Annotated in this window: 16 protein-coding genes and 1 pseudogene; 10 read left to right on the forward strand and 7 right to left on the reverse strand. The window is 54.9% G+C overall.

The features are described from left to right. Positions 1–109, forward strand: a pseudogene (locus tag ABD931_RS29405) (IS110 family transposase); the annotation flags it as partial. 23 nt (positions 110–132) lie between these two features. On the opposite strand, the gene ABD931_RS27155 reads toward ABD931_RS29405, so the two are convergent. Together ABD931_RS27155 and ABD931_RS27160 are read right to left on the reverse strand one after the other, a co-directional pair. Continuing rightward, positions 133–1,170, reverse strand: coding sequence for a sensor histidine kinase (locus tag ABD931_RS27155; RefSeq protein ID WP_345271184.1), 1,038 nt, complete (start codon positions 1,168–1,170; stop codon positions 133–135). A 79-nt stretch (positions 1,171–1,249) separates the two neighbouring features. After that, the gene (locus ABD931_RS27160; RefSeq protein WP_345271185.1) at positions 1,250–2,095 is read right to left on the reverse strand and encodes an AraC family transcriptional regulator; all 846 of its coding nucleotides are present in this window, start codon (positions 2,093–2,095) and stop codon (positions 1,250–1,252) included. Between the two features lie 210 nt (positions 2,096–2,305). On the opposite strand from ABD931_RS27160, the gene ABD931_RS27165 reads away from it, so the two are divergent. Continuing rightward, positions 2,306–3,256, forward strand: a complete 951-nt coding sequence (locus tag ABD931_RS27165) for a phytanoyl-CoA dioxygenase family protein (protein ID WP_345271285.1) — start codon at positions 2,306–2,308, stop codon at positions 3,254–3,256. Next, entirely contained in the window at positions 3,256–4,077 is an 822-nt protein-coding gene (locus ABD931_RS27170; protein ID WP_345271186.1) for an aldo/keto reductase, read from the forward strand. The genes ABD931_RS27165 and ABD931_RS27170 overlap by 1 nt, the downstream gene beginning before the upstream one ends. A gap of 78 nt (positions 4,078–4,155) precedes the next feature. On the opposite strand, the gene ABD931_RS27175 is transcribed toward ABD931_RS27170, so the two are convergent. Then, positions 4,156–4,383 carry a hypothetical protein gene (locus ABD931_RS27175; RefSeq protein ID WP_345271187.1) on the reverse strand — a complete coding sequence of 76 codons (228 nt, stop codon included), beginning with the start codon at positions 4,381–4,383 and terminating at the stop codon, positions 4,156–4,158. Here ABD931_RS27175 and ABD931_RS27180 point away from each other — a divergent pair. The 4 genes from ABD931_RS27180 to ABD931_RS27195 all read left to right on the forward strand — a co-directional run bounded on the left by ABD931_RS27180 (position 4,382) and on the right by ABD931_RS27195 (position 9,270). Then, on the forward strand, positions 4,382–5,044 hold the full coding sequence (locus ABD931_RS27180) for a GNAT family N-acetyltransferase (protein ID WP_345271188.1): 663 nt from the start codon (positions 4,382–4,384) through the stop codon (positions 5,042–5,044). The genes ABD931_RS27175 and ABD931_RS27180 overlap by 2 nt on opposite strands. A gap of 341 nt (positions 5,045–5,385) precedes the next feature. Continuing rightward, on the forward strand, positions 5,386–7,857 hold the full coding sequence (locus ABD931_RS27185; RefSeq protein ID WP_345271189.1) for a PAS domain S-box protein: 2,472 nt from the start codon (positions 5,386–5,388) through the stop codon (positions 7,855–7,857). Between the two features lie 198 nt (positions 7,858–8,055). Then, positions 8,056–8,580: a hypothetical protein gene (locus tag ABD931_RS27190; RefSeq protein WP_345271190.1), complete on the forward strand. Its 525-nt coding sequence runs from the start codon at positions 8,056–8,058 to the stop codon at positions 8,578–8,580. Between the two features lie 183 nt (positions 8,581–8,763). After that, positions 8,764–9,270 (forward strand): hypothetical protein, encoded by a 507-nt coding sequence (locus ABD931_RS27195; RefSeq protein ID WP_345271191.1) that lies wholly within the window; start codon positions 8,764–8,766, stop codon positions 9,268–9,270. Positions 9,271–9,414: 144 nt separating this feature from the next. On the opposite strand, the gene ABD931_RS27200 is transcribed toward ABD931_RS27195, so the two are convergent. After that, positions 9,415–9,579, reverse strand: a complete 165-nt coding sequence (locus ABD931_RS27200; protein WP_345271192.1) for a helix-turn-helix domain-containing protein — start codon at positions 9,577–9,579, stop codon at positions 9,415–9,417. 132 nt (positions 9,580–9,711) lie between these two features. Here ABD931_RS27200 and ABD931_RS27205 point away from each other — a divergent pair, with 132 nt between their 5' ends. From ABD931_RS27205 to ABD931_RS27215, 3 genes are all read left to right on the forward strand, one after another. Continuing rightward, complete coding sequence (locus tag ABD931_RS27205; RefSeq protein ID WP_345271193.1) at positions 9,712–11,133, forward strand: FAD binding domain-containing protein; 1,422 nt, start codon at positions 9,712–9,714, stop codon at positions 11,131–11,133. Beyond that, complete coding sequence (locus tag ABD931_RS27210; protein WP_345271194.1) at positions 11,130–13,430, forward strand: xanthine dehydrogenase molybdopterin binding subunit; 2,301 nt, start codon at positions 11,130–11,132, stop codon at positions 13,428–13,430. The genes ABD931_RS27205 and ABD931_RS27210 overlap by 4 nt, the downstream gene beginning before the upstream one ends. 122 nt (positions 13,431–13,552) lie before the next feature. After that, positions 13,553–14,035, forward strand: coding sequence for a hypothetical protein (locus tag ABD931_RS27215; RefSeq protein ID WP_345271195.1), 483 nt, complete (start codon positions 13,553–13,555; stop codon positions 14,033–14,035). Between the two features lie 70 nt (positions 14,036–14,105). On the opposite strand, the gene ABD931_RS27220 is transcribed toward ABD931_RS27215, so the two are convergent. From ABD931_RS27220 to ABD931_RS27230, 3 genes are all read right to left on the reverse strand, one after another. Beyond that, complete coding sequence (locus tag ABD931_RS27220) at positions 14,106–14,591, reverse strand: hypothetical protein (protein ID WP_345271196.1); 486 nt, start codon at positions 14,589–14,591, stop codon at positions 14,106–14,108. Between the two features lie 464 nt (positions 14,592–15,055). Continuing rightward, entirely contained in the window at positions 15,056–16,096 is a 1,041-nt protein-coding gene (locus tag ABD931_RS27225) for an alginate O-acetyltransferase AlgX-related protein (RefSeq protein WP_345271197.1), read from the reverse strand. A gap of 4 nt (positions 16,097–16,100) precedes the next feature. Then, the gene (locus tag ABD931_RS27230; RefSeq protein WP_345271198.1) at positions 16,101–18,779 is read right to left on the reverse strand and encodes a hypothetical protein; all 2,679 of its coding nucleotides are present in this window, start codon (positions 18,777–18,779) and stop codon (positions 16,101–16,103) included. Between the last annotated feature and the right edge of the window lie 16 nt (positions 18,780–18,795).

An 18,795-nucleotide genomic window follows, 5' to 3' on the forward strand; every position in this document is an offset into this window, starting at 1 on the left:
CAAAATGTTAGTACTCAACAATGTACGCAACAAGATTGTCCAACGGATTTTTGCCTGTGTTCGCCAGAACAGAAATTATGACGAAAATTATACGATTTCACTTGTTTAGATCATAGAAATCGATCCGTTGTACTAGGTACCCCTAATCAGCGGCAGCGTTACAACAAACAGGCCGTTGGTTTCCTGCACAACCGGAGCGGGCTGGCCCAGCATCCGGTACTTGGCCATGATGTTGCTGAGACCTACGCCGTTGGACAGGACCCTGGCCGGCTTTTTCTGTAACGTATTGCGTACCGAGAGCTGCGCCTGCTGATCGGTGCAGATTTCGATCCGCAGCGGCCGGTCGGCACCGACTTCGTTGTGCTTGACGGCGTTCTCGACCAGCAATTGCAGCGTGAGGGGGGGCAGCTTATGGTGTCCGCACTGCTCGTCAATGGCTACCACAAGGTCGAGGCCCCGGCCATAGCGGGTTTTTAGCAGGTGATAGTACGATTGAATAAAGTCCAGTTCGGTCTGTAGATCAGTGAGGTTGTGGTCGTTGGCCCGCAGTACGTACCGGTAAACCGAACTCAGTTCTTCGGCAAATGTACCCGCCTGGCGCGGGTCTTCCTCAATGAGGGCGATGAGCGAGTTCAGGCTGTTGAACAAAAAATGCGGGTTCACCTGCTGCTTCAGCACGTCTAACTGCTGCTGCATATGGAGTTCCTTCAGTTCGTACTCCCGCGCCACACTGGCCCGCCACTTTTCATACGAATAGGCGGCTTCCGAAATACCGGCCGAGATGATGTTGGTGCATAGCCCAATGAGCAGGACCCAGCCAAAGACAGTACGGTCGAATTGGTAACCCGGTACATTTAGTTTTCCGTATACCCAGAAGATAAGACAAACCAGCAAGGCCGTTACCAGGATATAGCCGATGAGGCAGTAGGTGAGCCGGCGAACCACCTGGTTTAACTCCGTAAAGCGGTAGCGCATATACTTCATCCAGGAGTCCATAATCCAGGCAAAGAACACATACAGAACCGTAAGGCCCAGAGTCACCGGTACGAAAATCCGCCATTCGTCGAAGTAGGGCTGACCCAGAATCAGATAGTTTGCCAGAAACACGGCCGGGTAACACACAATCATCACCAGGATGTCGTATCGGTCAAGGTAAAACCACTGCTTCATAAACACACGGAAATTGAGAGTGAATGTAGTCCCTGCGCAGCACACGTGCAACCAGCCATAAGCCGCCTGAGCCGGAAGCTTACCCGCTATGTCGCTTTTTGAAGTGCAGGGGATTTTCGCCCGCCACTTTTTTAAACGTCCGGTTAAAGTAAGATAAGCTCTCGAAGCCAGCCTCAAAGCAGACCTCGGTTACGGTTTTATCGAGAAGCAGGAGCTTCTTGGCCTGATTAATCCGGTACTGGTTAAGAAACTCCGTGAAGGTCATCAGGGTCATCTTCTTGAAATACCGGCAGAATGCGGCTTTGGTCAGGTGCGTGAGCTGGGCCATCTGCGCTACTCCGATCGGCTGCTGATAATTCTCTTCGATAAAGCCGTATACCCGCTTAAGTCGCTGCTGCTCTTTGAGGCTGTAGTGCTGCCCCACCGGGCTGGAGTGCAGCAGGTCCTGCTCCGGGCTGGTGGCCAGCACCTGAAAGATATTCAGGATTTCGATAAACTGCTCATACGGGGCCAGCGTATGCAGCCGCCTGAGCCGCCGACCAACGGCCTCTTTGGTCGCTCCGAAAAAATAGACCCCGTGCCGGGCTCGCTCAAATAAGGCATGGATGCCCGCAAGCTCAGGCACGCTCGTAAACGCATTCGCCAGGAAATCCTCCCGCATCTGAACCACAAACTGCTCGTACTCTGCCTTGATGCCGTAGTCGAAGTTCAGGTGCGGAATGTTGGGGCCAATCAGCACCAGATCGCTTTGCCGGAAGCGGGAGATATGATCGCCCACATGCCGGGTTCCTTCGGGTGCTTCGATGTAGACAATCTCGTACTCCGGATGAAAATGCCAGTAGAAAAAATCGTTTAGTTTAGGCGTAATCAAAATCCGGAACGAGCTATCGGCATCGGGGCGAATGTCTTCATAACGGACTTTCATACCGTCTTGTCGTAGAGGTTGAATTGCTTTTTACCCTAAAGTATAATACACAACGCTAAAGATCTATACAAAATATCAATATTGTTCAAAAAATGGCTAGTATAGGGTTAGATTTCAGGGTAGCTGACCCGCTAAATTTGTCCTATCAGATTCACCTAAAAACGCAATAAACCTGTGGAAACAACAACGCCTGCCCCTGCCGTTGCTACCATGATTCCCGGCAACAATCACAAAGACATTCCCGGTAATCCGTCAACGGCTACCTCCAGCCACATCAAACTCAACGACCGCTCGGCCGGAAAGCCGCTGCGGGTATTGTCTGAAGCCGACTGGCAGTTCTGGATCGAAAACGGCTATATCGTCATCAAGAATGCCGTTCCCCGTGAGCAGGCCGGGCAACTGGCGAGTTTTCTGTGGGAGTTTGAAGAAAAGGACCCCAGCGATCCCAACACCTGGTATGCGCCCCCGCGTGCCGAGATGAAGATGAAGGAACTGACCAACAGCGGTATGGTGGAAGTGTACAACCACCAGTACCTGTGGGATAACCGCCAGACGCAGCGGGTGTACGACGCTTTTGTCGACATCTGGGGTACCGAAAAGCTGTGGGTGACCATCGACCGTTGCAACCTGAATTTTCCCATGCGGCCGGGGCACGAGTTCAAAGGCTTCATACACTGGGATTATGACCCCGAGACCCGGCCGCAGAACGTGCAGGGCGTACTGGCGCTGGCCGACCAGACCGACGAAAACATGGGGGGCTTCCAGTGCATTCCGGAACTGTATCGCACCTACGACACCTGGAAACTGACCCAACCCGCCGACCGCGATCATTTTAAACCGGACATTACCGGCTTTGAGCTGGTAAAAGTCAAAATGGAAGCCGGCGACCTGCTGATTTTCAACAGCACGCAACCGCACGGTATACGGCCCAACCTCACGAAAGATAAAGTTCGCATTGCCCAGTATATCTCCATGATGCCGGCTCAGGAAGACAACGAAGAACTGCGGCAGTGGCGCATCACTTCCTGGCGTGAGCGCCGGGCTCCGGATGGCTACGCGTTTCCCGGCGATCCGCGCAACTGGGAGCAAACCCGCTACCAGACCGCCGAACTGAACGAGCTGGGAAAAAAATTGCTGGGCCTCGAACGCTGGGATGCCTGATGGCCGCAAACCAACTGTTTACCACACTCAACAACGGCGTAATTATGCCGTTGTTGGGGCTGGGAGTGTACGATGTCTACGGCCGGGAAGCCGAACAAGCCATTGGCTACGCGCTTGAAACCGGTTACCGGCTTATCGACACGGCCGCCATGTACCGCAACGAAGTCGAGGTGGGTAACGCCATCCGGGCCGGCAGAATCCCCCGCCACGAGTTGTTTGTGACGACCAAAGTGGATAATGCCGACCAGGGCTACGACACAACCCTGCGGGCGTTTGACCAGAGCCTGAAGGCACTATCCTGCGACTACGTCGATTTATACCTGATCCACTGGCCCCTAAAATCAAGCCGAAAACAAACATGGAATGCCTTAGAAAAACTGTATGCCGAGGGCCGGGTGCGGGCTGTCGGGGTTGCCAATTATCTGCTGCCCTTTCTGAAGGAACTGGCCGGCCATGCCACGCTGGTGCCCGCCGTCAATCAGATCGAATTCAGCCCTTACCTGTTTCTGGAAGAGGAACTAACCTACTGCCAGACTAACCACATTGTGCTGCAGGCGTATTCGCCCCTGATTCGCGGACGACGCTTTGACGACCCCAAACTGCGCCAACTGGCGGAGCAGTACGGTAAAACACCGGCTCAGATTCTTTTGCGCTGGGCGTTACAGCTTGGCGTGTCAACCATTCCCAAATCGGCAACGCCGAGCCGGATCAGGGAAAATTTCGATGTGTTCGACTTTTCCATATCGGCAGACGATATGGTCCGGCTGCGTGACTTTCACGAAAACTTCCGGGTTGTCGAAGATCCTATAGAACTCCTATAAACCTTAAGGCTGTAGATCGCTTTTTTCTTCTGCCGGAATACTACGTTCCCTACTCTTTTGGTCCTGGGGATAAGCAAGTTAGGCGGAGTGGCCAGGCAGGCTTTTACCTACAGTAGTATGGGCATAGTGAGCAGGGCGGTTTTCACGCCGGAGCGTTAATCCGGGCTTAGTGCCGGACGTTAAGCCGAAATCGATAAACGCGCCTGTACAAATGAGCAGCCAAAACAGATATATTTGCCTACCCGGAACGGCATTGACTACAAAAAGCTGAGTGTTGGCCGCCGGTGCGGTAAAAAAGGATTTCATGACAGGAAGTGATCTGGATCTCTGGCTGAGTATGGGCTATTTTCGGATGCACCAGGAGGTGTTCACCTGCCGATACCTGATTGTTAATGATACGCTCTGCCCCGTTCACTGGCTTCGCCTTTTTCTGCCGGTTGTCCGGTTCGAAGCCAAACAAAACAGCCTGCTCCGGCGCAATGCGCAATTTTCAGTAACGGTTACCCCCTTTGTGCTGACAACTGAGGTAGAAGCCCTGTTTGTGCGGTACCGCAGCATGGTTGATTTCGATGCGCCCGCGTCGGTGGAGTTCTGGCTTCAGAACGGGTCGCGTTACAATGCCTTTGATACCTACGCCGTTGAGGTGCGCGACGGTGAACGCCTGATTGCCGTTGGTATTTTCGACGATGGGTTCGACAGCATTGCCGGTATTATGAACGTCTACGATCCGGATTATCGCAAATACAGCCTGGGAAAATACCTGATGCTGGCGAAAATCAATTATGCCCGGCAGCAGCAGAAACTGTATTATTACCCCGGCTACCTGGTCAGCAATTACCCCAAATTCGACTATAAACTGTTTCCCTGCGCAGCCGCCACCGAGGTTTACGACGATAACAGCGGCCTGTGGCTTCCCTTTTCCTGGGAGACGGTAAACGCCCTGGCCGCCGACATGCTGGACGAGTGATGTATCACTACCTGCTTCGCCGGGGTATCAACGTCTGGCTACCCGCCCGGCAGGGCGTGAACCTGGCCCTTCCCCTCCGGTATGTGGAAACGCACTGAGCGTTCGGCTGATCGCTCAGCATGAGTTACGGTATGATCATTAAAGAGCATGGTGTTACCAGGCGGGTATTGGCCGAGGTCGGAGCCGCCACCAAATTTACTATCGTACTGCCGGTTACCACAACCTGTTTCCGCCCATCCGCTCGCTCGTTTTCTGAACCTCTGCTCCTCCAAACCGGTTATACGTCGATGGCCCTGAACGGCTCTTCTCGTATGTTTGCAACGGAAACCTTACGCTGACGAATGATAAATACCTTTGGAAAACCGATTATACCGGATAACGATGATGAACGAGTAGAGGCCTTAAAACGGTATAGCATTCTGGATACTCCTCCCGAAGAAACGTTCAATACAATTGCTCATATCATTGCACAGGTTTTCCGGGCCCCCATTGCGTTAATTTCGCTGGTCGATAAAGAGCGGGTATTTTTTAAGGCCAACGTGGGCATGCCCGGCGTGAAGGCCGTAGACCGGGGCGTCAGCCTCTGCTCGCTGGCGGTGCTGAGTCCGGAGCTGACCGTCTACGAAAATGCCCTGGAGGAACCCTGCCTACTGGCCAATCCGCTGGTAGCCGGTGATTTTGGCCTGCGTTTCTACGCCGGTGCCCCCATCATTACCCAGGATGGCTTTATGATCGGAACGGTGTGTATTGTGGATAGAGAAGTACGGAGCTTTTCGGAGCCGGATCGCCAATTGCTCACTCGCTTTGCTACAATGGTGATGAATGAGATCGAGCTGCGCCATGCCGCCCGGCAGCAAAAGGAACAGCAGGTCCAATACGAAAGCATTTTTTCGGCCACCAGCGACGCAATCCTGATTTACGATTACGAGGGCCGGCTGGTAGAAGCCAACCCGGCCGCCTGTACCATGCACGGCTATACGTACGGGGAGATAACTGCCCTCAGCGGCTGGGATCTGATTCACCCGGACGACCATCCCAAATTCCGGCACTTTATCGACACCGTGCGGGATACGCAGCTCTATACCGTCGAGAGTACGCACGTCAGCAAGGCCGGCAAGCCTATTGCTGTGGAGGTGAAAGGCACCACTTTTACGTACAGGGAGCGGCCCCATCTGCTGGCAGTCGTGCGGGACGTAACGCAGCGGAAAGAAGTAGAAGCCGCCCTGCACCGGGCGCAGACCCAGTTGCAGGCGGCTTTGTCGGCCGGCCTGGTGAGCACCTGGTTCTGGGATATTAACCAGGATAAGGTGTATGGCGACCAGAACCTGGCCCGACTTTTCGGGGTAGAGGTAGAACAGGCCGCCCACGGGTTACCGCTCGACAATTTTGTAAACGCTATTCACCCCGACGATCGGGCGCGGGTGATGCAACTCATCGAGCAGGCGGTGGCTAACCAGGCCGAGTACGAGGCCGAATATCGGGTTATCAACGCAGCGGGCAAGATGCAGTGGGTGATCGCCAGAGGTCGGGTGGACTATGAAGAGCAGACCGCCAGCTTTTCAGGCGTTATTGTGGATATTACCGAGCTGAAACTCACCCAGGAGGCATTGTCGTATCAGAACCAACTGACCCGGACCATTGCCGATAATGCGACCTCAACCCTGTTCATGATGGATGCCAAAGGCTACTGCACCTTTATGAATCCGGCAGGGGAGAAGATGTTTGGTTACACCTTCGAGGAAATCCGGCAGCGGCCGCTGCATTACATGATCCATCACCACCGGCCCGATGGTTCGTACTATCCCATGGAAGATTGCCCTATTGACCGGGCCTTGCCGGAAAACTTCGACATTCGGGCGCACCACGACGTGTTTTTCCGAAAAGATGGCACATCGTTTCCCGTCTCCTGCGCGGCCAGCCCGATTTTCGAGAATGGCGTTCCGGTATCAACCGTGATTGAGGTGCGCGATATTACCCGGGAAAGGCAGGCCCAGGAAGCCCTGCGGAAAAGTGCCGAAGAGCTGGAGCGTAACGTACAGGCGCGAACCAGAGAGCTGCAGGACGCCAATGAGCGACTGGCCAAATCCAACTACGAGCTGGAGCAGTTTGCCTATGTGGCTTCCCATGATCTGCAGGAGCCGCTGCGTAAGATCCAGTTGTTTGGCGATATGCTGCATAGCCAGGTGTCGGCTACGCTGCAACCTGTTCAGCAGGATTGGCTCGATAAAATACTGGCGGCCGCCCAGCGGATGAGCTCCCAGATCAAAGACCTGCTTGAGTATTCCCGACTCACTCAGCCCCGGCATAAACCCCAGTTTACGCCGGTGGATCTCAATAAGGTGCTGAAAAATGTCTGTACTGATATGGAGGTTGAGGTTAGCCGGAAAAGCGCCGAGGTTGTGGCGGATAACCTGCCCGTGCTGGAGGCCGTTGAATTGCAGATGAATCAGATTATGCATAACCTGATCTCGAACAGTCTGAAGTTTTCGGCTCCAGATCGAAAACCAGTCATTACCATTACCGCCAGTCCGCTGGCTCAGGCTGAGCAGGCCGGCTATCAGCTTCCGGCAGAAAACGAGTATGTCAAGCTGGTATTTCGCGACAACGGCATTGGGTTTAAGCCGGAGTTCTCGGAGCAGGTGTTTGAAATTTTTCAGCGGCTGAATACCAAGAATAAATACCCTGGCACCGGAATTGGCCTGGCCTTATGCCGGAAGGTTGCCGATAACCACAAAGGCCTGATTTTTGCTGATGGGCAGGAAAACCAGGGTGCCGTATTCACCATTATTCTGCCGAAGCGGCAAACTCAGTAACTAAGCTGTCAGCTTGCTTTCGTCGCCCTCCTTGCCGATCACGAACATTGTGTGTCGGCTCCCAGGCGAGGAGTGCAGTTTCAGGATGAACAACAGACTAAAGCCAGACTCTACACAAAGAAATTTAAGATTCGTATCGTTAACCTCTCTACCCTGGCTGGATATATAGGTGTCAACAACCTCTAAATCCAGCCAGCCATGTTTACCGCTATTCGCCACCGCCTGATCAAACCATTTTGTGCCGAAACGCTGGTGTATGTTGTAAACACGCCGGTAGCCGTGTTGCAACAGCGGGTAAATGCCCTGCCTACGGAGCGTTGCGGCTTTATGGGCTCTGTCCGGTTTACGCTGGAACCCCTGTCGGCACCTTTCGGGCGTGGCCGGATAGCGGGGCGGTCCGGTGCCTGCCTGCATGATACCAGCCGGCTGGCAGTGACCATTCAGCCCAGTCCGGCCCTGGGGTTACTGTTTCTGACGGCGCTGTGCCTGGGTCTGCATCTGTTGGTTACGGCAGTGACCACCGCCGGCGACCTGTTGCACCCGCTGGTGAGAAGCCTGTTGCTGCTGGGCGTGGTGCTGCCGTTCCTGTGGGCTATGGCTATCGGCACCGTGTATGGCCTCCGAACCAATATCGAGGAGCATCTGAACCTGATGCCCGTTACCATTCCGGGTGTTGTACGTTACGCTTCCACCAGCGCACTCTCTTCCTCTGTAAGCCTGTAACGGCGGACCCAGCGGCTCGCAGCCAACGGGTTGAAGACGATATGCTTTGTCGAGGGATTCTCTGATTGCCAATGCCCCTCCACTTGCTATACCGTATCCAAAAAAATTTACGCTTCCTGCTGGTAACCTGAACCGAAAAACGGGATAGACAAATATCTATAGCAACTCTGACACACGAATAAGATGATCTCTTTTATCAAATCCCTGAGCCAGCCGTTTCTGAAAAAAACGGTTACGTACACAGTAAATGGTGATGCCGAAACCCTGCGGAAACGGTTAAATGAACAGCTATCTAAAAGGGGTAGTTTAGTTATGACGCCGGATGGAGGCTCGTTTATGAATGTCTCCAGATTTTTGCTTATGCCTTTCCGGGCTCTTATTTCTCTGAAAGGTAATGTTATTCCGACCGGAGACAATTCGGCCAGACTGGTGGTTACTATTAAGCCTGGCTTGTTATTAAGCTTATATTTTTGGCAGAGTGTTGTCTACGTCCTGTTTGTCCTCCCAAGTTTTATGATGGTAAGCGGAGAGAGTTACCTCCAGCTTGTATATCCGGAGGTGTTTGAAGATAGTTGGAGCGCTGTCATTGTTGAGCTTAGTTTTCTTCTTTTGAGTTTTTTTTTAATCAGAACAGGAATAATGCGTGCGAGTAGCCAGGTCCAGCAGGACGTTGAAAGGTATGTGATTTGATCTCTTTATACTGGGATAACCCACATCCTATGTTGGCCATCTCTCCGAGATTTTCCGGACCGGCGACCCGGTCCGTTCTACTGCTACGCCAAACCAAAAAATCACTGTAGAGGGAGCCTTTACGTTTGTCCTGCGGGTGTAAGGTCACTTGCCGATAAGGGAGTACCCAAACCGCTTCTTGGATTCGGCGGAGAAACTGCCGACGTTCTGGTAACCGATATAGGCGGCTATATCGGAGACATTCATGATTTTTTCACCCAGCAACTGGCTCTGGTTTAAGTGGAGCCGCATGGCGGTAATGGCTGGCATTACCATAAGTCGTTTGATGACCAGTTTAGCGTGCTGGAGGGTGAAACGACCATCGATAAGACTTTGGAGATTACTTTAGGTGAAACAAAGAAAAAATTGTATTTTGCTCTGAGGTATAGACTCAGACAGGGTATGATTCGCTTTTTGCTCAACGATCGACTAATCGCAACCAACGAGCCTTCGGGCCAGGTTCTTCTTGACTTCATTCGGTATTCGCGTCACCTGACCGGCACCAAAACAGGTTGCCGGGAGGGCGACTGCGGTGCCTGTACGGTGCTGGTCGGCGACTGGCACGAGAACCGGCTCCGGTACCAGTCCATGACCTCGTGCCTGGTGCCGCTTGGCAACGCGCATGGCAGGCACATTGTCACCATTGAAGGCCTAAACCTATCCGATTCCCTCAGTCCGGTGCAACAGGCTATGGTGGAGGAGGGTGGCTCGCAGTGCGGATTTTGTACGGTCGGGTTTATTGTTTCGCTAACCGGCTACAGCCTGAGTGCCAAACCCGCCACGTACCAGAATGGCATTACGGCTATCGACGGCAATATCTGCCGTTGCACCGGCTACAAATCCATCGAACGTGCCGTAGCCCGCATCAGCCGGGAACTGGCTGAGCGGCCGGCCGACGGGGCGGTTGACTGGCTGATTGGGAATCGGTTTTTGCCCCCTTATTTTGCGCAGATACCGCAGCGAATGCTGGCGCTACAGGAGCAGTTAGCAGCAGAATCGGTGGAGCACCAGAACGGTCATACACCCATTCCGGTCGGCGGAGGTACCGACCTGTTCGTGCAGAAGCCGGAAGCCATGCGGCAGGCAGCCATTCATCATTTATACGGTAAACCGGCGCTTACCAGCATCTACCAGGCCGGGGATTACGTCTATATCGGGGCGTCCTGCACGGCCGACGATCTGCTGAATGCTCCATTGCTGAACCAGCTTTTTCCGAAGCTGCCTGACTACCTGAAACTGATCTCTTCAACGCCCATCCGAAACATGGGCACGGTGGCGGGTAACCTCATCAATGCGTCGCCCATTGGGGACCTCAGCATCTGGCTGCTGGCCCTTGACGCACAGGTGGTGCTGCGCTCCGGTACCAAGCAACGGACACTGCCTCTGCGGAAGCTGTACCGGGGCTACAAAACGTTGGATAAAACGCCTGAAGAGGTGCTGGAATCGGTTTCGTTCAGGATGCCCGGAGCGCAGGCTAAATTCCATTTTGAGAAGGTCAGCAAGCGGACGTATCTGGATATTGCCAGCGTCAACACGGCCCTGCTGCTCGAAACCAGCGGGGGACTGATTACCCTGGCGCATGTATCGGCCGGGGGCGTTGCACCGGTGCCGCTGTACCTGTCGCTGACCTCGGCGTTTCTGGTCGGTAAGCCGCTGACGGCCGATACCATCCGGAACGCCATTAAGGTTGCCCAAACGGAGATTGCCCCTATCAGCGATGTGCGGGGCTCGGCCACCTACAAGCGGCTGTTGTTCCGGCAGCTGTTCTACGCCCACTTCCTGACCTTGTTTTCCACCCAGCCTGATCTGCCCCCACTCGTATGAGCTTTGTAGACGCCAACACCCACGTCCGGGGCGAATCCCTGTACCTCGATGATCTGCCCGTTGTGACCGGCACCCTGTACGCCTGCGTGTATTCGTCGCCGGTAGCGCACGGCCGCATCCGGAGCCTCGATTATACCGAAGCGCTGGATACGCCCGGCGTAGTTCGGGTCATTACGGCCGCCGACATTACCGGTGAAAACCAGATTGGCGGTATCGTGCCGGACGAACCCCTGCTGGCCGCAGAAACTGTCGATTTCTGGGGCATGCCCATCGCGTTAGTGATTGCCGAAACCGATGAGATTGCCAGGGCGGCCGTGCATAAAATAAAGGCAGACATTGATCCGCTGCCGGTCATTACCGACCCGCGTGAAGCCTATGCACAGGGCCACCTGATTGTACCCTCCCGCACGTTCCGTTTGGGTGAGGCCGAAGTCGCTTTTGCCGACTGCGATTTCGTCATCGACGGTCGAGCCGATTCGGGCGGGCAGGAGCATTTGTACCTGGAAACCCACGGGGCCTACGCCATACCGCTCGAAAATGGGCACATTAAGTTGTACTCCTCTACCCAGGGGCCAACGGCGGTGCAGCGCACGGTAGCGCGGGTGCTGGGCGTTCCCATGCATCAGATTGAGGTCGACGTGACCCGGCTGGGGGGCGGTTTCGGCGGCAAAGAGGATCAGGCCAACGGCTGGGCCGCCCTGGTCGCCCTGGCTACCCTGCTGCTGCGCCGGCCGGTCAAGTACATCCTGCACCGGATGGAAGACCTGCGCATGAGCGGCAAGCGGCATCCGTACTCGTCCGATTTTCGCATTGGTCTGACTAAAGACCTGAAGATAAAAGCCTACCAGGTTACGTTTTACCAGAACGCCGGCGCATCGGCCGATCTGTCACCGGCGGTTATGGAACGGACGCTCTTTCACGCCAACAACACCTATTTCATTCCAAACCTGACGGCCACGGCCTATAGCTGCCGCACCAACCTGCCATCCAACACGGCCTTTAGGGGTTTTGGTGGCCCACAGGCCATGTTCGTGATCGAATCGGCCATTGCCAAAGCGGCTGAGGTGCTGGGTGTGCCGGCTTCCGATATCCAGCGGGTCAATCTGCTGCAGGAAGGCGACGAGTTCCACTACGGCCAGCGGGCCGAAGGCTGCGAAGCCCTACACTGCTGGACCGATGCCGTAGCGCGTTTTAACCTGGCCCAACTCCGGCAGGAGGCAGATGAATTTAACGCCTGTAATTCCCTGTACAAAAAAGGCCTGGCCATAATGCCGATCTGTTTCGGCATCTCGTTCACCAAAAAATGGATGAACCAGGCCGGGGCGCTCGTTCACATCTACACCGACGGCAGCGTGGGTGTCAGTACGGGGGCTGTTGAAATGGGGCAGGGGGTAAACATGAAAATGATGCAGGTGGCGGCCCAGTGTCTGTCGGTCAGCCTGGAGCGTATCAAACTGGAGACAACCAATACCACTCGCGTTGCCAACACCTCGCCCTCGGCCGCCAGCGCCACCTCCGACCTCAATGGCAAAGCCTTGCAACTCGCCTGCCACGCACTCACCGAGCGGCTGGTGGCTGTGGCACGTATACGGCTGGGCGTTCGTGAAGAGCAATCTGTGCGGCTGCAGAACGAGCAGGTATGGGTAGCCGACCAGCCAACGGAGCTGACCTGGTCGCAGCTGATCTGGGAAGCGTATCAGCAGCGGGTTAGCCTGACCGAGCAGGCCCACTACGCCACGCCGGCCATACACTTCGATCTGGTCACCGAAAAAGGCCACCCGTTTGCCTACCATGTGTACGGCACCGCCATCATCGGCGTTACGCTCGACTGCCTGCGGGGCACTTATGTCTTCGATTACGTAAACGTTAGTCATGATTTCGGCAAGAGCATGAACACACTCGTAGATAGGGGGCAGGCAGAAGGTGCCATTGTGCAGGGCATCGGCTGGATGACGCTGGAGGATCTGCAGTACAATACCGCCGGCAAACTACTGTCCAATGCCCTGTCGACCTACAAGATCCCGGACATCTATGCTGTGCCGAAGGAGATCGACGTGCATTTTCTGGATACGCCGGGGAGCGACTACGCCATTATGCGCTCCAAGGCGGTGGGTGAGCCGCCGTTGATGTACGGCATTGGGGCTTACTTTGCGCTGCGTAACGCCATCCGGGCCTATGCCCCCAACACCGAATTGCCCTTCTCGGCTCCCCTGACGCCGGAGAAAGTGCTGCTGGCTTTATATCCGGAGTTTGCCCGGACATTGGCTCCGCAGCCGGCCGGTAAAACTACCGCGTAGCCGAACGTTGCCAGGGAGCGCATAGGCTAATATTTCGTAGATAACGATGAAATAGTACAATAATAAATTTGCTTTTTACAAGATGGTGCGGTAACTTAATCATATACCAAGCCAATATTGCCATGAGAAATCTTATTATTGTAGTTGCTCTATGGTGTTGCTTTACGGTACCGAGCCAGGGGCAGTCGGATCAGGATGCAATTAAAAAGGTGTTGCTTAACGAAACGCAGGGTTTTTTTACGCGGGATAAAGCCAAATGGGCAAATGCCTGGGCGCATACGCCATACATTTATTTTGCAGCTAACTTATACGGTGGCGATTTTATGCTGATTAAAGGCTGGAGTAACCTGGAGAAACAATTTGCCAATCAGTTTAAAAGCAAAAAACTGCTGGATAAAGTAAGTATTCAGAACGCCAATTACACCATTCATCTGAACGGTAACATGGCCTTTGTCTCGTACGACCAGACTCTTTTTGACAGCCAGGGAAAAACTACCTCAAAAGAATCGAGGGTGCTGGAAAAGCTGAATGGCGAATGGAAGATTATCAATGTTATTGCCCTGACTAATCTGAAAAACTTTGGTCTGGCGCAGCAAACAAAATGAGCCTGTAACGTAATTACAGCGGAGAAAAGCCTCGCCGAAATTCTAAAGGCGGGGCTTTTCTTTTGCCTGGTTAAGCCTCCGTACCTTCGGTCTGACTGGCTTTCCGGCGACCCCGACGGCTGCCGCCTTCCGGTTTCTGACGGGGTGTACCCTCTCCGGTTAAATTTAGTTCGTAGCCGCTTACGTCTTCCTGCGAAAAAGGTTTAATCGTAAACTCATACTGGGTATTCTCGTAATCGAGTCCTACTTTATCGAAAAAGCCGGCTAACGCAATGGTTTGACCCCGGCCGGTCTTTGCTAACTCAAAGGCCTCAGGATCATCCTGCTCCGTCGGAACCAGAAACAACGTTTTAAACGCTCTTTTCCGCTCTTCCGTGCCTACTTTAAACTTTTTATTGGCCGTATCCATGCTTAATTCCTCCTGAACTTTCTGAGAAATTGATAGACGTCCCGTCTTGGAAACGGTGCAAATTAACTCATTTTCCTTTGGTGTCTCTTTCGTTTTTGTCTCCTGAACTTCCTGGGGAGAGTAAAAACGAATCCTTTTTTGTTTCATGGAATTAGCAGGTTTTTGTGTGATAACTAAAATGATTTGCGCAAATCTATTGAAAATATTTTATTCAAAACCAATTAACTGAGTTTACTTGTATGGCCTGCATTCAAAGAGGTGAAATTTGATTTACTTTTCGCAATAGTTGTAGGTAACCAAAACCTGGAATATGGGTTTTCAACAGGAACACCGCAAACTTCCTTGGACATTGTAAAGCTAAAAACCGACGACAATAAACGCGCACTAAACCGGTTCAGGCGCATTGCATCCGGTGTTGCCCCACCTTATTTTACGGTTTATCCAGGGAGTTTTTTAACAAACATCACCGGAGAATCAACATCAAAATCGGGGAGTTTTGGTACAGTCAATAAGCAGAAAAGGTGCCGTTAAGTAGCGATACTCTATAGAATTATCTGATTACGTTTGGGCCCGTATGCCAAGCGATCCGTTCAATCGTGTATGCGCTTACCTCAGCCATTATTGGCTGGTCCGTATAGCGGGCCGGCCAGCCGTTTAGTGACTTCCCGCAGCCAGAGCGCACGGCCGGTGCAGTTCCAGTGCGAATCCCCGACGGCGTAGACCGGCTCGCGGCTCCGGGTGTATACGCTGTATATATCAATGATGGGTATACGGCGTTTGGGGTGCCGCTGAACGCGTTCAATAAGGTGGTTATAGGGCCCCTGCCCAGGGTCCAGCACACTGGCTTTATTGGGGATAATGGACAAATACACCTCGTTGAAGCCGAGCGCCCGATAGCGGTCGTACACCCGGTTCAGACTGTCGACGAGAGCGTCGAGTTCGGTAGCCGGCAGGGGGGTGAACGACGAACTGATGGTGGCGGTATCGGTATCCAGCCCGACAAATACATGCTGCCGGTTGCGGGAGACACCTACCTTGGGGTCCCAGCGATCGAAAAGCCGGAAGTTCAGGCTTGCTTTTTGTTCTTTAAACCACAAAAACAAATCATGGCTGAACAGAATGGTCTCCAGGCGTTCTTCCAGCCCGGTGGACTTTATCAGCGCGGAGAGCTGCTGGTGCCATGAGGGGGCCGCCGGCGGGGGCAGCGGGCGGCTGGTATCGGTTACCACCACAAGATTGTTTACCGGGCGGCTGAAATGCTCGCGAAAGTGCCGTTCCACGGTTTCGAGCAGCAGCACATTGCGCCGGCCTGGGTCAGGCTGTACCTGGTTTTGTTTCTCCCAGTGGGTGTAGTGATAGTAGCCAACCGGAAAATCCTGCCGGCTGATGCGCTGGGCTTCGGTAAAGCTATCGCCGATGATGTACAGGTGGGTGCTGTCGGCACCGGCCTGGGGCCGGGCGCTGGTGGGTGGGCAGGGCGGCTGGGGCTCTTTAAACTGGGGCAGCCCGGATAGCCGGTACAGGTCGCCATAGCGATAATCATCGGGAACGATACCGGTCTGGTAATACCAGCGCATCATCTCGCGGGAGCAGCCGCCGGCATACAGGAGCACGGCAATCAGTAAGGTGAGGTAGCGAAAGAAACGGGCCATACGCCTAACGTAAACGAATCGAGAACAACTGTACCGTATTGCCGGTACCGCTTAATACATACAATTGGTTGGTAATGGCGCTGAACTGAACCCTGACCGGGAAATCGCTCGGAATGGCCCGGTCGCCAATCACGCGTCCGTCCAGCGCATATAAGGTTGTAAACCGTCCGGATTTAACGCTGATCAGTTCTACGCCGGCTTCCAGGCGGTGGTATTGAACCTGGTTGCCCGGCTTGAGGCCGCGCACGTCAAACCGCTGCTGCCCCTGCTGGTCCAGCACGGCTATTTCGGTGTCGGTGGTCCGGAGTAGAATATAACTCGTCTGGGTATCGTCGGGGCAGAGCCGGAATGATCCGCTTCGCACGGGCCGGTAAAGCTGCGACCGCTCGGCAATTAAGCCGTTGTTGTTCAGCCGCAGCAACTCGCCCTGTTCCGTAATGAGCCGGATGCCGGCGGCCGGGCCGGGTTCCAGGGCCGGGCTCGCGAAGCCGGCGGTCAGCCGTGCCGGAAAATGGCTGGCCTGCCGGCCGGTTTCGACCCAGCGGTTGAGCAGCCCGCTTGGCTGGAGCCCCAGCACTTCCATACCGTCTGCCGTGCTGCTGACCTGAAACGGCAGCAGGAGCGCTTCCGGCCGGTCGGGAGCAAACAGCCGGGTAAAGCGGTTGTTTTGCCGGTCCAGGGCGTAAATACTGCCATCGCGGTGGGCCGCCAGGGCCACCAGGTTACGCCGGCGGCTACCTTTCGGAAGCGCAAGGAAGGCAGGGGTCAGGCCGGCCGGTAGCGGAATCGGTCGCAAGCGAAGCGACTGCTCCCCCGGATCGGCAACGTACAGCATCCGGTCGGTCATAAACAGGTATTGAAGCCGGCCATTGTCCAGGTAATCGACTGCCAGCATATTGCTGCGTACCGGACCGGTAAGGTAGCCCTGCTCCTGCTTTTCGCCTTCGGTAGTCAGCACGACCAACTGATTAGCCTGGTTTTGTACCCAGATCGACCACTGGCCATCGGCCCGGTGGGTAACCAGCAGGGGCGAGGCTGCCGGCGGGGCATCGAGCATAAATTTCTTCTGGAGCAGGAGCCGGTTCAGTACCTTGTTGCCGGCCCGGCGGGTGGTGCGGCCCAGCACCAGCGTCGACAGAATCTTCTCTTTGCCATAACTGGCCTGGTACACCATATGCTCGATATTGCCCAGCGAGGGGTCGGCATGGTTCAGCAGGTTGCGCCAGCCTGCCGGCCAATGGGCGGGTAGCACCGTTCCGGCCCGGTTCACCTGCACAAACGCTGTAAAATTGGCCGGCCGCAGCGTCAGAGTCAACAACGTTTCCTGGTTCTTATCGGCAGCCCAGACGGCTCCGCTTTCCAGTTGCCGGAGGTAATCCTGGAGGGCTTCTTCACTGTTGGCTACCACCAGATAGTCGTTATGCTGGGTGACCCAACTCTGCCGAAAACCGGCAAAGAGGTTGCTGAACAGGGAGGCCGGCAGTTCCGGTACATCCAGCAGCAGGGTTTTATGCCCCAGAAACGTTTTCAGGGTCAGGGGCAGACCACCAGCCCCGGCCTGATACCCAGTGCGCTGGAAGGCCTCCGAGAGTTTTTTGACGTCGGCCGCTTTCAGCAGCAGAACCTGGCGCATTTCGCCCGCCGGCGCTTCCAGCCGGCACAGCACAATATCCTGGCCGAGGTGCTGGTATATCTCCCCGGCTGGTTGCCGGATTCGCTGCAGGCGCTCCTGCAGCGATGGGCTGGAGGAAGCACTAAGCAGGTCCGCCATGTTCCGGCCAAAGCGGGCGGCATCGCTGAGGCCGATGTGGTAGAGCGATGCGGTCGTCTGCGGAATCAGGCCGGCACTGACTATGCGCCGGGGAGTCTGACCGGCAAACAGGCCGGCTACCGCCTGCCGGCTACCAATCTCGTCGGTGGCGTAGCCAATCAGGTGGGTGCGGGAAATTGAAGTCCGGAACTGCAGATTCAGTTCTTCGGGCAGAAACAGACTTACCAGCGAACCGGTAGCCTCCGTGTTGCTGAACAAGGCCCGCAGCACTTCCGGCCGTACCGAAAAACTGGCCAGATGATCGGTGCTCAGCCGGAACCTGCTCCGGCGCGTTAAGGGCTGGTGCAGTTGGCGGACTACGTTTTCGATCAGAATACCCGACGCGCTGCCGATCAGATAGTTGCCGGCCAGCAGGTATGAACCGAATACTTCATTTTTCAGGTTCCGCAGTTCGGTAATCGATTCCTGGTTGTAGTGGTGGCTGAGCACCCGTACCAGGCGCGGATCGGGTGTTGTCAGCGTGTTCAGAAAGGCCTGATCCTGACCGGGCCGGAGGGGTAGGTAAAATACAAAATCGAGAGCCTGACCAGCTACCGGGTGCAGCGAGTAATAAACGGGTTTGTCGGCCAGAAAGCGGAGCACGGCGGTTGTATCTCCGGCGGCATAGAGGAAGCGTTCGAGCCGCTGCACGGCTTCCTGAAAAACAGGCATCTGCCGCAGCGGCATCTCCGTTTGCAGCGTCCGGAGGGGCACCCGGTTCTGTAAAGCGGTACTTTCCAGCACCAGCAGGGCATCGTCGGGAATAAACGGATCAATCGCGCTACCCGGCTGCCGGAAAGCCCGATAGCCCAGCCAGCTCGCCAGTACTACCAGCAGGCCTCCCAAGCCAATCCAGATCCATTTTCGCGTCACGGTGCTACATACAGGT

It is taken from the genome of Nibrella viscosa (genome assembly GCF_039541875.1).
Taxonomy (GTDB): domain Bacteria; phylum Bacteroidota; class Bacteroidia; order Cytophagales; family Spirosomataceae; genus Nibrella; species Nibrella viscosa.

Bases quoted from the DNA above. Each gene is read 5' to 3' on its own strand.
- ABD931_RS27225 (WP_345271197.1), bottom strand. From the start codon at position 16,096: ATGGCCCGTTTCTTTCGCTACCTCACCTTACTGATTGCCGTGCTCCTG.
- ABD931_RS27200 (WP_345271192.1), bottom strand. From the start codon at position 9,579: ATGCCAGCCATTACCGCCATGCGGCTCCACTTAAACCAGAGCCAGTTG.
- ABD931_RS27220 (WP_345271196.1), bottom strand. From the start codon at position 14,591: ATGAAACAAAAAAGGATTCGTTTTTACTCTCCCCAGGAAGTTCAGGAG.
- ABD931_RS27170 (WP_345271186.1), top strand. From the start codon at position 3,256: ATGGCCGCAAACCAACTGTTTACCACACTCAACAACGGCGTAATTATG.
- ABD931_RS27175 (WP_345271187.1), bottom strand. From the start codon at position 4,383: ATGAAATCCTTTTTTACCGCACCGGCGGCCAACACTCAGCTTTTTGTA.
- ABD931_RS27190 (WP_345271190.1), top strand. From the start codon at position 8,056: ATGTTTACCGCTATTCGCCACCGCCTGATCAAACCATTTTGTGCCGAA.
- ABD931_RS27155 (WP_345271184.1), bottom strand. From the start codon at position 1,170: ATGAAGCAGTGGTTTTACCTTGACCGATACGACATCCTGGTGATGATT.
- ABD931_RS27195 (WP_345271191.1), top strand. From the start codon at position 8,764: ATGATCTCTTTTATCAAATCCCTGAGCCAGCCGTTTCTGAAAAAAACG.
- ABD931_RS27205 (WP_345271193.1), top strand. From the start codon at position 9,712: ATGATTCGCTTTTTGCTCAACGATCGACTAATCGCAACCAACGAGCCT.
- ABD931_RS27180 (WP_345271188.1), top strand. From the start codon at position 4,382: ATGACAGGAAGTGATCTGGATCTCTGGCTGAGTATGGGCTATTTTCGG.
- ABD931_RS27160 (WP_345271185.1), bottom strand. From the start codon at position 2,095: ATGAAAGTCCGTTATGAAGACATTCGCCCCGATGCCGATAGCTCGTTC.
- ABD931_RS27185 (WP_345271189.1), top strand. From the start codon at position 5,386: ATGATAAATACCTTTGGAAAACCGATTATACCGGATAACGATGATGAA.
- ABD931_RS27215 (WP_345271195.1), top strand. From the start codon at position 13,553: ATGAGAAATCTTATTATTGTAGTTGCTCTATGGTGTTGCTTTACGGTA.
- ABD931_RS27165 (WP_345271285.1), top strand. From the start codon at position 2,306: ATGATTCCCGGCAACAATCACAAAGACATTCCCGGTAATCCGTCAACG.
- ABD931_RS27210 (WP_345271194.1), top strand. From the start codon at position 11,130: ATGAGCTTTGTAGACGCCAACACCCACGTCCGGGGCGAATCCCTGTAC.